Annotated in this window: 13 protein-coding genes, 1 tRNA gene and 1 pseudogene; 5 read left to right on the plus strand and 10 right to left on the minus strand. The window is 48.7% G+C overall.

Features of this window, described 5'->3' with window-relative positions:
- Positions 1-119: 119 nt before the first annotated feature.
- The 3 genes from CFK45_RS12600 to CFK45_RS12610 all read right to left on the minus strand — a co-directional run bounded on the left by CFK45_RS12600 (position 120) and on the right by CFK45_RS12610 (position 2,514).
- A complete protein-coding gene (locus tag CFK45_RS12600; RefSeq protein ID WP_096086804.1) occupies positions 120-503 on the minus strand; it encodes a nuclear transport factor 2 family protein in 384 nt (127 codons plus the stop codon).
- 143 nt (positions 504-646) lie between these two features.
- Positions 647-1,930, minus strand: a complete 1,284-nt coding sequence (fabF, locus tag CFK45_RS12605) for a beta-ketoacyl-ACP synthase II (protein WP_096086805.1) — start codon at positions 1,928-1,930, stop codon at positions 647-649.
- A gap of 176 nt (positions 1,931-2,106) precedes the next feature.
- Complete coding sequence (locus CFK45_RS12610) at positions 2,107-2,514, minus strand: GFA family protein (protein WP_204378473.1); 408 nt, start codon at positions 2,512-2,514, stop codon at positions 2,107-2,109.
- A gap of 247 nt (positions 2,515-2,761) precedes the next feature.
- Between CFK45_RS12610 and CFK45_RS12615 the strand changes: the two genes are divergently transcribed.
- Complete coding sequence (locus tag CFK45_RS12615; protein WP_096086806.1) at positions 2,762-3,337, plus strand: TetR/AcrR family transcriptional regulator; 576 nt, start codon at positions 2,762-2,764, stop codon at positions 3,335-3,337.
- Positions 3,338-3,418: 81 nt separating this feature from the next.
- On the opposite strand, the pseudogene CFK45_RS18910 reads toward CFK45_RS12615, so the two are convergent.
- Positions 3,419-3,553: pseudogene (locus CFK45_RS18910) on the minus strand (isochorismatase family protein); the annotation flags it as partial.
- Between the two features lie 357 nt (positions 3,554-3,910).
- Positions 3,911-3,997: transfer RNA gene (locus CFK45_RS12630), tRNA-Leu, on the minus strand.
- A 421-nt stretch (positions 3,998-4,418) separates the two neighbouring features.
- On the opposite strand from CFK45_RS12630, the gene CFK45_RS12635 reads away from it, so the two are divergent.
- The 3 genes from CFK45_RS12635 to CFK45_RS12645 all read left to right on the plus strand — a co-directional run bounded on the left by CFK45_RS12635 (position 4,419) and on the right by CFK45_RS12645 (position 6,618).
- Positions 4,419-5,351, plus strand: coding sequence for an amino acid ABC transporter substrate-binding protein (locus CFK45_RS12635; protein WP_143247578.1), 933 nt, complete (start codon positions 4,419-4,421; stop codon positions 5,349-5,351).
- Between the two features lie 226 nt (positions 5,352-5,577).
- On the plus strand, positions 5,578-5,970 hold the full coding sequence (locus CFK45_RS12640; RefSeq protein WP_143247579.1) for a hypothetical protein: 393 nt from the start codon (positions 5,578-5,580) through the stop codon (positions 5,968-5,970).
- A 240-nt stretch (positions 5,971-6,210) separates the two neighbouring features.
- Positions 6,211-6,618: a hypothetical protein gene (locus CFK45_RS12645; RefSeq protein WP_096086811.1), complete on the plus strand. Its 408-nt coding sequence runs from the start codon at positions 6,211-6,213 to the stop codon at positions 6,616-6,618.
- A 46-nt stretch (positions 6,619-6,664) separates the two neighbouring features.
- Here the strand turns inward: CFK45_RS12645 and CFK45_RS12650 are convergent, their stop codons facing one another.
- Positions 6,665-7,525, minus strand: a complete 861-nt coding sequence (locus tag CFK45_RS12650; protein WP_096086812.1) for a substrate-binding periplasmic protein — start codon at positions 7,523-7,525, stop codon at positions 6,665-6,667.
- A 301-nt stretch (positions 7,526-7,826) separates the two neighbouring features.
- On the minus strand, positions 7,827-8,660 hold the full coding sequence (locus CFK45_RS12655) for a substrate-binding periplasmic protein (RefSeq protein WP_096086813.1): 834 nt from the start codon (positions 8,658-8,660) through the stop codon (positions 7,827-7,829).
- A 428-nt stretch (positions 8,661-9,088) separates the two neighbouring features.
- Between CFK45_RS12655 and CFK45_RS12660 the strand changes: the two genes are divergently transcribed.
- Entirely contained in the window at positions 9,089-10,210 is a 1,122-nt protein-coding gene (locus CFK45_RS12660) for a CAP domain-containing protein (RefSeq protein ID WP_096086814.1), read from the plus strand.
- 58 nt (positions 10,211-10,268) lie between these two features.
- Here CFK45_RS12660 and CFK45_RS12665 read toward each other — a convergent pair whose 3' ends face one another.
- The 3 genes from CFK45_RS12665 to CFK45_RS12675 form a co-directional block, all read right to left on the minus strand.
- Positions 10,269-11,951 (minus strand): alkaline phosphatase D family protein, encoded by a 1,683-nt coding sequence (locus CFK45_RS12665; protein ID WP_096086815.1) that lies wholly within the window; start codon positions 11,949-11,951, stop codon positions 10,269-10,271.
- A 190-nt stretch (positions 11,952-12,141) separates the two neighbouring features.
- Complete coding sequence (locus CFK45_RS12670) at positions 12,142-12,828, minus strand: peroxiredoxin-like family protein (RefSeq protein WP_096086816.1); 687 nt, start codon at positions 12,826-12,828, stop codon at positions 12,142-12,144.
- A gap of 123 nt (positions 12,829-12,951) precedes the next feature.
- A complete protein-coding gene (locus CFK45_RS12675) occupies positions 12,952-13,626 on the minus strand; it encodes a response regulator transcription factor (protein ID WP_096086817.1) in 675 nt (224 codons plus the stop codon).
- Between the last annotated feature and the right edge of the window lie 58 nt (positions 13,627-13,684).

Genomic DNA, 13,684 nt, shown 5'->3' on the forward strand with positions numbered 1-13,684 from the left:
AACACAACTATATTGTGCGCCGCTTGAAAATGCGTTGAACTGCACTAAAACGTCGATGCTTGGCCACATAGGGTTTAGCTTGAAAGAGCAGCATGCCGCCGTCTTGTACGGCGGCTTTTTTAATACATAGTGTTACCGTTTTTGGACTCACTCGGCACTTCTTGTATTGAGTCCCAATGCTCGACAATTTTCCCCTGCTGGTCGAAACGAAAAAAGTCCATGGTGACATACTGATCATTGCCGGGCCAAACCTGGTGAGTGTGCAAGGCAACAAGATCATTCTCAGCCACCACTCTTACAAATTTAATTGACTTATCAGGGTAATCCCTCGCCATTTCATTAAAGTAATCTATAAAAGCTTGCTTGCCATTACCAACAAGTGGGTTGTGCTGAGTATAATCCGCGCCAACATACAGCTCCACCGCTCGGCTGGGATCACCTTCATAGGCCATCCTATAAAACGCAACCGCATTCGCCTTATTGTCTTCTAAGTTCTGGGTCATCTATTTCTCCGTATCTGCCTAAAGACTAACGAGTAAAAGCCTAGCAAATAATTATTGCTACAACCGCTACTTGTTGTGCTAAAGAAATTTTAGCGCTTTAGCTTAAAGCGTATAATGCTTCCCGAAGCCGATTCAAAATGCGCTTATTTTGAATCATAGTCGTCGACCTTACTAACAATTAACGCGGCATTAACCCCACCAAAACCAAAACCGTTGCACAGGGCGTGCTGCACACTTTGTGTACGCGAGTGATTTGGCACAAAATCCAGATCTTGAAAGTTGTTATCAACATTCGTTAAATTGAGTGTCGGCGGCACAACATCGTTAATAATCGCCATCGCTGAGATAATACTCTCAATGCCACCGGCAGCGCCCAGTAAGTGGCCCGTTGACGACTTGGTTGATGATATTGCAATGTTTGGTAAATCTTCAGCAAATACGCCGCGCAGCGCTGCCACTTCTGCAGCGTCACCTACTTGTGTCGAAGTCGCATGAGCGTTGATGTAGTTAATCTCCCGGGGTTTGATTGCAGCGGTTTTTAACGCGCGCGTAATGGCGGCAGCAGCGCCTTGGCCGTCCTCGTGGCCCGCAGTAATATGATAGGCATCTGAACTTGTGCCATAACCACTTAATAGCGCTAGCGGTGTCGCGCCCCGCGCTTTTGCGTGCGCCAGAGTCTCAATCACCATAAGCCCAGAGCCCTCACCCATAACAAAACCATTGCGCGTTTGATCAAAGGGCCGTGAAGCCTTAGCCGGCTCATCGCTTTCACTCGACAAGGCCTTTAGCGCATGAAAGCTCGCCAATGAAAATGGATCAACGCAGGCCTCCGCCCCCCCAACTAATGCAACATTTGCTTCACCGCTTCGCAGCAAGCGCATACCGTCACCGATGGCTTGCAGACTCGCCGCGCAGGCCGTTACCGGGCAAGCCAACGGCCCTTTAAAACCATATTTAATTGAAACGTTGCCGGCGGCCAGGTTGGCTAAGAATGCCGGCGCGGTAAACGGCGACAAACGTTTATATCCGCGGCTGTCCATTGTTCGAAGCGCCTGCGTAATCGTTGATAAGCCACCAATACCGGTGGCAATAATCGTTGCCGTTGCCTGCTTGTCGTCTTCGCTTTTGGGCAACCAGTTTGCTTGCTGCAGCGCTTCTTTCGCCGCTGCCAATGCATAAATACTAAACAGATCGAGCTTCTTGCGCTCTTTTTTTTCTACAACCTGGTTTACATCAAAACCTGCAAGCGCATCCTGTTCGATATCCGGTACTAGCCCGGCTATTTTTATTGGGATATCAGCCGTATCAAAGCGATCAATAAGGCCTATGCCTGATTGCGCTGCAAGCAGTCGCTGCCAAACCGGCTTAACACCACAGCCGAGCGGGCTTACAAGCCCCATGCCAGTGATAACAATCGGTGAATCCATAGTAGCTCCAGATAAATGTACGTACGCAAAATCAATCCAGAGACCCTAACACCCGCCATAATATGATCAAGATCATATTATGGCGGGTGTGCGAACAAGTGAAAAAATAAAATAATTGTCGCGTATTTATTTATTTTTGGCGTCAAAAATGAAACGCTCTTGCTGAGTTTCTCCCCCTACTTACCTAAAGGCGGAAAAGCCTCAAAGCTTGCGATACCCTCATACGGCTCACACCAGGGCGCTTTCGATTCAGTATTACAGTGCGCCACCGGGTAGTGACTAAGGGCTGTATCGAGCGTATTCACAACAATGGATAGATACTTGTTTTTATCCGGGCCATAGTTCATCAGCCTTGTGCCACAACAGGCACAAAATGCGCGGTAACCTCCCAGGCTATTTTTGTGTTCCCGAAGTAGCTTTTTATGATCAACAAGCGTTAAGGTGTTCGCATCAGCCAGAGCCAGGGTGACATAGTCTGCGCCATGTGCTTTCCTGCAAAAACGGCAATGACAGTTAAATATCTTATCGGCGTACAAACGAACTTGATACGTCAGCTCACCACATAAACAGCTTCCACTTACCACAAGCCCCCCCTACAAAAGATACCGACAAATTAGTTCCATTGATAACAGCAACTGGCGTCAAAGACGCTCAGAGCACAGATATTTCACTTTTACTACAGCTAAAGATTCTAACAGCAGGTTCCCAACTGGCTCAGATAGCGAATATACGTCAGTGCGCCCAAGCCCAGCTATAGAAGATAGAGCTTCATCATAAGGTAAATATTTAATATGATAAAGATCATATAAATATTCGCTGCGGTGCTATGTTATGCCCTATTCAAAGGCTCACAAAAACAAAACCCGGGAAAAGATCCTTGAAAGGTCCTTCAGACTATTTGTAATAAAAGGCTTTGATGGGGTAACCATCGACGACTTGATGAATAATTGCGGGCTCACCCGAGGTGGTTTTTATGCTCACTTTGCGAGTAAAGCAGAGCTTTATCGCGAAGCCTTAAAATTTGCCGCCAACAATACCAAACTTGCCAACCCCAAACCCGACGAGTTAAGCAACAAAGAGTGGTTACAATTATTGTTAAACCGGTACTTAAGCATCGAGCATGTAAAAGGCAAGCATTCCTGCCCGCTCGCTTTTTTAGCCACCGATATCAACATAAAAAACAAAGAAGCCAATAAGGCTTACGCCAATACTTACGACAATATGAATACCGCGATTATGCAGTACGCACAGAGCTACACCGACTGTGACGAACAAGATATTTTATCTGTCACCGCCATGATGATTGGCGCCGTCGCCATAGCCCGAACACTGCCAAATAAAGATTCGATTGAACGTTTATTAGCTTCGTGCCGACGTGAGGCAGGTATAAAGCTAGGGGGAATATAACAAATTTATTTTGTTAGTGAGCGTGCACTGTCAATAAGCCAGCTAACCATTGTTGGTAGCATTGATACAATTTTACCCTCACTACAGCACCAAGTTATTTGCGTTAACAGTCGCGGTGACGGTGTAGCCGAGAGAAAGAGCACACCTAACTGTGCTATCTACACAAAACCCACTTTGCATGCCACATATAATTAGCTCCTGAATAGCCAGGCTATCTAGGTATTTTTTTGATCGGTGTTTTTAAACGAGTCTGAAGCCTGCTTTCGTACGTAAATATCTGAGCCTTTATTATTCAGCTCAACTGGTACCTGCCAAGCTTCACTCTGATAGCGTAAAACGCCAAGCTGCGTTTCATGCTGAACATAAATGACTGGAACACCACTTTCCCTAACCTGAGATGCAACTAGATTAAAAGCTAGTCGAGGTTCAAACATGTATAAATAGATAGCTGGGTAGTACGATTCAGCTAAGAGAGGACAACACCGGTAAATATTCGTGTTACCTGTGTGCTACCTTTTTTATTTTTAGGCCCCAAACAAAAAAGGCCTGCATCGCTGCAGGCCTTTTTAATATTGGTACCAGAGGCCGGACTCGAACCGGCACGCTTTTAAGGGCGGGGGATTTTGAATCCCCTGTGTCTACCAATTTCACCACTCTGGCATGTCGTCAAAACCTGAAGCTTAGTGGCCTCAAGGTTTATCGGAAAGGCGCGAATTATATCAGCGAAAGATTCGCGGTCAAGCACCAAAATATGCTCACTTGTGCCAGGCGAAGGTGTTTGCGGACCAAAGCTCCCTGGAATAGCTCCTGACGGGCTAGAAATTGGCCCCGAGAACAGGCCCCAGCAGGCAACGGCAGCTCGAGCACTGGCCAGAACCCAGATGTCACCAGCTATTCAAGCTTTTAGCAGTTGCTGGATCTAAAGACCGAAAAACTGCCGGCCTCGCCTACAGATACTCGCTCAAGCAAGCAGCCTTCTGCCAAATAACTAAGCGGTGCCCAAATTGGGGCCCGCTGGGCTTGTCTATACTGATCAGGTGCACCGATCTGTCTTTTAGCCTGCCCCAAAGGAGCTCTAGCTGTGGCCCCAGGCACGCCTTACCGATTGCTGATATTCAGCCTTTACTGCCTGCTTTTGTATTCCCAGAGCAACACAAGCCTCGCCGCTGCTGACAAGCCGTCAGAGCGCAGGCAGGTGCGGGTTGGCATTGTTCAAAATATCAACAACCCGGAGCTTGCGGTTTTTTCAGAAATTCTGGCCTCGCCAAAAGCCGATTTAAGCCAGTGGTGGTATCGCTTTCCGTCAGCGGCAGCCGTGCAGCAGGCGCTGACGGTGCAGCTGCTGGCCTACGGTGAACTCGACGCCGACATTGTTTATGTTCGCTACCCCACGCACAAGCGCTTAATTGAGCAGCTGATACAAGGCAAGGTTCATATCGCCGCTGAAACACTTTGGGCATCGCAGTTAAGGCCGCACCGGGGCAAGCTGGCCTTATCTGAACCACTGCTGCGCATTGGCGAATATGAGAAAGGTTTTTACACGCACCCAGACAAACTCGAACACCTTAAAAACCTTCCGGTCAGCGAGCTTAAAAAGCTGAGTGTTGCCATAGGCGAGAACTGGGACGTCGATGAAAAGGCGCTAAAACACGCCGGCTTTCACAATATAAAACAAGCCATTGATGCCAATGCACTGTTTAAGATTATTCACGCCGGCCGCGCCGATCTAACCATATTGGAATTCTCCGGCCACCCGGGTTTAATGATTTACGCCAAAGATATGAGCGATCACTCCGACATTAGCCTCGCCCCGATTCCCGGCCTTAAAATCTTACTGCCGGATGAGCGCATATTTGCCGTATCCGTCTTGGCACCGGGCGGAGACGAAGTACTGCGCGCACTTAATCTAGGCCTTCAAATTATGCGCGAGAAAAATTTAATTCTGCCACTGATGCGCCGCACCGGCATGCTCAGTGAAAAAACTGCCGGCTGGAAACGCATTAACGACCTGTAAAAACACCGTTGGCTTTCAGCATCCTCTAAGGCTCTGTACCTTCCTATCCTGCCCCCTGTCCTGCTTCCTATCCTGCCCCCTGCCTGCCCTATCCTGTTGCGCAGGCGCAGCCACAAGCTCAAACAAAGCCTTAAGCCCCAGCTCCTGTAAACCCTAGCCAAGCGCAGCACCTGGCTTGTCTATACTGATGCTATCGTTTCTTCGCCATATAAAAGGAGCACAAATTGTGGCCTCAGGCACAGCTTGCCGAGTATTGATCCGCAGCCTTTTCTGCCTGAGCTTGCTGTATTTCAGCAGCGCAAGCCCGGCCACAGCTGAAACAAGCCCAGCGCCCCCGAAACCAACGCCGGTGCGCATAGGCATCGTGCTGAACAGCGACAAGCCCGAGCTTGCGGTATTTAAAGAGGTACTAGCCTCGCCCAAAACAGACTTAAGCAAGTGGTGGTACCGCTTTCCATCTGCATCGGCGGTGCAGCGCGCGCTTACTGCACAGCTTCTGGCCTACGGCGGGCTCAATGCGGATATTCGCTATGTGCGCTACCCCACCCACAAGCGCTTAATTGAACAGCTGACTCAAGGCAAGATACATATTGCAGCAGAAACCCTGTGGGGCTCATAGGTAAGCGCACACCAAACCACACTGGCGCTGTCTGAAGCACTGTTTCGCCTGGGTGAATACGAAAAAGGTTTTTACGCCCGGCCAGAAAAAATAAAGCAACTGCAACAACTTTCAATCGACGAGCTTAAACAGCTCAGCATCGCTATTGGCGCAAACTGGCCGGTCGATGAAAAAGCCCTGCACGAAGCCGGTTTTTTTAATATCAAACAGGCCGTCGATGCCGATACCTTATTTACAATTATGCACGCGGGCCGGGCCGATTTAAGTATTTTAGAGTTTTCCGGCCATCCCGGTTTAAGGCGCTACGCCACAAACAAAAACGATGGTTCAGATATTGTGCTTGCGCCAATTCCGGGGCTGAAGATAGCCCTGCCCGACGAGCGTGTTTTTGCGGTATCTAAGCATGCGCCAAACAGCGCTGAGGTACTTAAGGCCCTTAACCTTGGCCTAAAAACCATGCGCGAGAAAAATTTAATTCGGCCACTGATGCGCCGCACCGGCATGCTCAGCGATACCACCGCCGACTGGCACTTAGTTAACGCCAGCACATCGACAAAAAAACCAGTAAAAAGCTCATCAACTTCACCATCAGCGCCTTTATCAGGCACAAGTACAAGCACTGATAAAAACGCCAGTATCAAGTACTAGCACCCCGGCTGATCAGGCGTCGTGTTTAAGAGCTACTATTTAAGAGCTATGGTTTAGTATCAGCGGCCAGCTCCTGGCTTGAGCAGGCACTGCTGTGTAACTCTTTGGCACCGGAGTACAGCCTAAGCTCAGCTTCGCGCGCAAGCTGCTGTAAAAAACCTTTATCAATTAATTTTTTAATGGCTGTATCCACTTTTGTCACAAGCTCAGCAGATTTGCTTTTATGGATGTAGTGATATAGCGCCTGAGTATCCAGAGGTTCCGCTGTTTTTGAAAATGTATCTTCAAGCCCCATCAGTGATATTGCGTGCAGGCCATTGCTTGCATTAGTTAAGGCCACATCGGCTCGCCCGGCTTGCAAATACAGAAACAACTGCTCGGTACTATCTACGTCTTTAACGTGCGCAAAATCTTTGCTAACAAAGTCTGTGTGAGTAACACCGCGCACTTTCACCACTTTGAGTTTTTTAATCTCTTCAAGGCTTAGATTTTCATAAGCCTTGTCTTTTAAAAAAAAGGCAGTGGTATCGACATAATAATACGGGGTAGGCACACGCACGGTATTCGGTGCGTAATCGCCATAGTCGTAAATACGCATAACCTCACCGTCAACGCTGCCGCTATTTGCCGATGACAGCGCGCGCTTGGCCGGGTAGTCAACAATACTTATTTCGTGGCCGAGCTCTCGATAGATACACGGCAACATATAGCGGCCAACCTGCTGTGCAAACAGGCCGTCGGTCGCGGCAAATTTAAAACTACTGGCAACAGCAACGTGGCCAAACAATGAAAAAGCGGTGATACAGGCAACAGAAATAATCGAGCGGCGACAAATCAAACAAGCGTTCGCCCATACTTTGATCTTTCTTACAACAAACACCAGAATCACTGACAATTTAAGCATCATCAGCAAAAAGTCCCTAAAACCCTACGTCAAACAACAATCGAACTACTATCGAGCTACTATCGAACTACGTCAATACCGAAAATGCTCGGGGAAAGCCGTCAAAACAGCCCCCCAAGCGCCATCGAACTGCAGTAAACAATATCCATCAACGGCCTAAAATAGAAAATACAGAAATCAGCAAAGAAAAAGCTGCATCGTTCCACAAAAAGCAAAAATAACACCGGAATTTTGTCTCAGCAATCAGCGGGCGATTAGCGGTAGCATTTGGCGATCTGTAACCGCGTTAGTTTAAGCCCGAGGGCTACCTGTTATCCAGCGCTACTGATTGGGCTGAACAGGTCGCAGCAGCACCCGGCGAAGTGCCCATATAAAGCAGGGCTTCGGCCTCGCGAGCACGCGCTTGTAACTCACCACTAGCAATTTGGCTCTGTATTGCACGATCCAGTGCAGGCACAAGCTCTGCGCGGCTTTTGTGCACGTAGTGATATAGCGGCTGTACATCCAGAGGCTCCGCGATTCTGGAAAAAGCATCATCTAAGCCCAAACGCTTTATTGTGTGCACACCATTACTGGTATTTGTCAGAGCAATGTCGGCGCGCCCGGCCAGTAAATATAAAAACATCTGTTCGGAACTGCTTAAATCACGAACGTTTTTAAAGCCGTCGGTGATAAATTTTGTATGTTTAACGCCCCGAACTTTTACCACCCGCAGCGCCTTTATCTGTTCAAGCGAAAGCTGAGAGAAGTCTTTGTCGCGCGTAAAAAACGCGCTGGTTTCCAGTTGATAAAAGGGCGTCGGCACACGCAGCGTATTCGGAGCATCCATCGCGTAGTTATATATACGCATCACTTCGCCATCGACATTGCCCGAATTAGCAAAAGCCTGTGCACGCTTGGCCGGGTAATCAACAATCACAATATCGTGGCCAAGCTGTCGATAGATACACGGCAACAGATAAGCCCCTACCTGTTGCTCAAACAAACCGTCAATGGCGGCAAAGCGGTAGCGATCGGCAATACTTGTTTGAACGGCGATAAGCTGAATCACGACAAGCTGAGCCAAGATCAGTTTGACCAAGCTTCGCGGCCCAATGCCCAACACTGGCAACCTTGCAGCAACTAGCCTGCGCAACATAAGCACCTACAAAGCGCCCTATATTCAGCTACAAAGCGCCAGGTATGTCTACGGCTTCTAGCCAAAGCTTTGCGCCTTGGGAAACAAAACATCATCAGTCAGCACACCGTTATCGATCGCTAAAAAATAAGCCCAACGTAAGTACAGCCAACAAATGTCAGCCAGCTAAACGGGCCACATAAGACGGGCTAGCAGAGAGCAAGAGAAAATGAAATAAACGCAGATAAGGCAGGATTTTGCGCGGAAAACTACAATAGCACTGGAATGCGCCAGCATCAATCTATCGCCAACCAATGCAGCCCTCAACAAGCAGGAATAGTGTGACTCAGCTTACATGCATAGTGCTCAGCGACGCACAGACACAGCCGTGCTTAAAGGTTATTGTTAGGGTCTGTTAACACTAATAAAACTCATTTAAGGCTTGCCCCATGTTAACGCACGCGTATTTGTTATCAGCTGCAAAAAAACGCTATTACGTGCCACGCCTTTTGCACGTAGCGGCCGCAGCCGGTTTAATTTTGACGCTGCAAGCGTGTGGCTCAGGCGGCTCGGACCCGGTTGCAAACACTAACAGCGAGAACAGCGCTAACAACAATAGTAGCGGCCCCAGAACAGGCTCTCTGACCGATGGCAATTCCGACAACAAAGCCCCAGAGCCACGTGACGAGCAGCTTGTTTTTCAAGGCGAGCGCCTGGCCAACCTTAGCGCCGACAGCGGTGAGCAGCTTAACTTTGTCATACTGATTCCAGAAGGCGCCGAAAACTTGGTAATCGAAACAAGTAAGGGTGTCGGCGAGCTTAGCCTGGTGCTCAGCTACAGCCAGTCGGGCGGCGGCTCGGCCATCCAGTGCTTGTCGAACAGTGAAGGCGTAAGCCAAATCTGCCAACTTACCGAACCCTTCGAAGGTGAATATCAAATTACCCTGCTGGCCGAAAGCGATTTTGCCGGGGTTGAATTGGCCGTCGACTACGATGAAAACGATGCGCTGGGCAACCCCACTCCCAATCGCAGCCCCGCGCCAAGCCCACTGCCGAGCACAGCAGCGAGCCCAAGCCCAGCACCGAGCCCAAGCCCAACACCGAGCCCTGGCAGCGACTCCGCTTCAAACAAAGACAACTGTCAAATCACTGAAACTGAGCAGCAGCTGCTCGATGCGCACAATCGAGCACGAGCCGACGATAGACAGTGTGGCGGGCAGTTTTTTCCCGCCGCCGGCGCCTTGCGCTGGAACTGCAGCTTAAACAAAGCCGCCTATCTACATTCGCAGGATATGGCAAACAATGACTACTTTGATCACATCAGCCTCTCAGGCGAAAGCCCCGCATCACGCGCTCAGAAACAGGGCTATCACTACAGTTATATCGGCGAAAATATCGCCGCCGGCCAACGCAGCATCGAACGTGCGATGGCCGGCTGGCTCGACAGCCCCGGCCACTGCGCCAATATAATGAATGCCAACTACACCGAGCTCGGCGCCAGCGTTTTCGAAAGCAGCAGCAGTGAATATGGCATCTACTGGACCGCTGTGTTTGGCCGCCCGCGCTCTTAGCGCTAAGAACGAAAGCCCCCACTTTAGTTACTAACGTGGGGGCCGTGGCGGTTACAAACTACTTGAGCCGGCGAATCCAGGTGCCATCGGCTTCGTACTTAAAGGCTCGGCTCAGTTTTTTTGCACTGCTTGCATACGTAGTTTTAACATCGTACACCCACCAAAAAATCTCATCGCGCTTAAACTGCATCCGTGTGTAGCCGTGCAAACCACTGCTGAAATCTTTGATATGGGGGTTGTTTGTCTGCACGCCGCCGTTGGCAAGCTGCTGGCTAGACAGCGGCACCTTAATGGCATTGCGCAGCAAGTCATCAATATTCGGTGAGGTTAACGACGGCGTCATAATCTCTACGCCCGAAAGATTGCTGTAATCCCAGTTATTAATATTGCCGTAGTCGAGCTTAATATATGACGTTAAGTACGTGTGCATATCACCGGTCAGCACAACCAGGCGGTTATCAATGCCGGCATCTTTTAAGCGCCTTAATATATCTTCGCGCTCGTATTGATAACCGTCCCAGGCGTCAAAGTTAGCGTAACTTAGCTGCGCGCCAAGAAAAGTCAGGGCAATTTGCCCAAGCATGGTTTGGTTACCCCAGACCTTCCAGTTTGCATTGGATGAGATCATGCCATCGAGCATCCACTCTTTTTGCTCTAAGCCGAGCATGCTCTGCTGATCAGACCAGTATTTATTACCTTTACAGCCAAGCGCATTGCCACCTTCGGCGCAGGCTTGCTGAGTTCGGTAGCTGCGGCTATCGGTCATAAATAAATCAAGCAAGTCACCGGCAGCCAAGCGGCGGTACATTTTTAAATAATCAAAGGGGTGCTCGGCGCTTTCATCTACCTGCACTCGCGCCGGAATATATTCTATCCACGCGCGCTGGGCATCGCGTCGAAGCTGGCGCAGCTTGTCAGCCGATTGCGAATGGCGGCTGTCATCCTCGGGCAAACCCAAGGTATCGTTGTCGTAATCCCAATAACAGTCGTTTGCTGTCTCGTGATCATCCCAGACAATCACAAAGGCGTGCTGCTCCATGGCCCGCTGTAAACTCGGATCTTCGCGGTACAAACGATAAATATGGCGATAATCTTCAAGGTTATCGGCTTTTTTCTGACCACTTGGCAGTTTAATTTTGCGAACGTGCTGAGCGTAGTTCGGATACTCGGCGTATTCGTAAATAAAATCACCAAGGTGCACAACAAAATCAAGCTCTTCTTCAGCCAAGCGATCAAACGCATTAAAATAGCCAGTGCTGTAATCCTGACAGGTCAACACCGCAATGTTGAGCTCTTCCAGTCTTACCCCCTCTTTGGCCAAGGTCTTAAAACGGCCGGTGCGGCTCGTTTCGCCACGGTAATGAAAACGATAATAATAAGTTTTCGAGCTAGACAATAAACCGTCGAGATCTATGTTGACCGTGTAATCGCGCTGGCTGCCGAGCGCCTCGGCGCTGACTAAACCTGAGTATTCGATGTTGTTGAAATGTTTGTCACTTGCCACATCAAAACTAAGCGAGGCTTGTTCACGGTATTCAAGTTCGTTAATTCTGGTCCAGATAATCGCGCCACTGCTACTTGGGTCGCCGGAGGCAACAGACCAGGAAAATACATCTTGCCAATTTTCCGAGCCATTTTGCTCAGAGCTGCTGAAAATAGCGGCATTGACAGATTTTACGTTTAAAACAAATGGGGTTAATAAAGCAATGCCAGAGTGTTTTAATAGACGACGGCGATTCATAGATCTCCCTATAGTGAACAGGCAATAAAGAAGGCCCGTAAACTAATCGCCGTTGTTTTCAACTTGATAACAGTTATATGAAGATAGCCGCTGCGCTGGCTAATTGGCGCACAACACCGAGAAAAAAAACGCCGGCTAAAACCGGCGCGTTTGTCATATCATTAAAAAGCAATCAAAGCCGGCCTGAATTTTATAAAACCTCTTCAATCGCCGCAGCGACCACAGCATTACTCGCGCGAACTTTGTATTCAGGTGAAACAAAACTAAAACTAATATCGCCCTCGCGGTTGACAACAAACACAGCAGGCACCGGCAATAAGCCGTGGTCTTTTCCAGATGCTTGTTTAAGATCGATATCGTAAGACTTCAACATAGCATTGGTTGAGGCCGATACCTTATAAGCCAAACCAAGCGCCTTGGCGGCCTGCATATCACTGTCAGAGTACAGTTGGTACACACTGCCATAGTCTTGATCTGTTTCTTTTAAGCTCTCTGGGCTATCTGGGCTAAGCGCGATGATTTTCAGGCCTTTTTTGCTGTATGTTGGCAGGATCTTGCGTAAATCCTGAAAGTGGTTATTGCAATACGGACACCATCCACCGCGGTAAACAATAATCAAGCTCGGGCTACTGTCGACAAGTTCGCTCAAGCTAACTTTTTTACCATCGAGCCCCACTAAAATCGCGTCGGGCAAGGCTTGGCCAACAAAAACAGGCCGAACCTGCTCTGGGCTATCGGCAATATAGGCGTTTTTTGTGTCGCTTGTGTCGGCTGCGCCGGCATAGCTGGTTATCGAAAAAAGAGCGATAAACAACAAGCCGATCACAGACTTAAAAAAAAGAGCGACAATCGCCACAGAGGGATATCTAAACGTCATTGGTTTTCCTAAATACAATCAATTAAACAATAATGAATAAAACTGCTAATAAAGCAGATACTAGGTATTGTCTGCTAAGAACCGGCATTTATTACAAATTAACTTAAGTTTTATGCAAAAGGCTTAACAGCTGTGTTGATCAAGCAGTGAGGGCGTGTCCTTTATATCAATATCCCGTAAGAAACCGCTGCGACAGGCCTGCAGAATCAAGGCGCCTACACGCTTCACTTTCAGTTTTTTCATCAGGTTTTTTCGATGAGACTTAATCGTTTCAACCGATAGGCTCAAGTCAGACGCTATTTCCCGCGCCGAATGTCCAAGCGCAATATGCTTAAGCACCTGCATCTCTCTTGCACTTAACAGCATTGCCCCACCATAGGCATGGTTATTAAGGCCCGCAGACACAAAACGCCGGTTTTGTCTAAGGGCCTCAATGCACGGCAAAATATCGTCAATGGCCGTGTACTTGCCAACAAGGCCATCTAGCTGCTGAATAGCCTGCACACTTAAACAGCCGGGGAAACACTGGCCGCAAAGCGCAATAAATTTAACCCGCCGAAAAACACAGTTGGGCCCCTGCCCCGGGCTTAAGTTCAATCTTTCTACCGCCGCCGCATAAATATTAAAGTCGACAATGATGGTAGCCGGCCCGGCCAATGAATGATTTTTTTGTATCCAAGACTCCAGTTCAAACCAAGAGTCAACACTTGCTAAGACTTGACAGCGCTCACACTGCGATAACAACGAGCGCAGGCCAAAGCGAACCAATGAGTGTTCATCGGCAATAAGTATATTCACACAGCTACCTATGTTCTGAAACCCATGTTCTGAAACCTATGTCCTGAAACCCATGTCC

The organism is Agaribacterium haliotis (assembly GCF_002312815.1).
Taxonomy (GTDB): domain Bacteria; phylum Pseudomonadota; class Gammaproteobacteria; order Pseudomonadales; family Cellvibrionaceae; genus Agaribacterium; species Agaribacterium haliotis.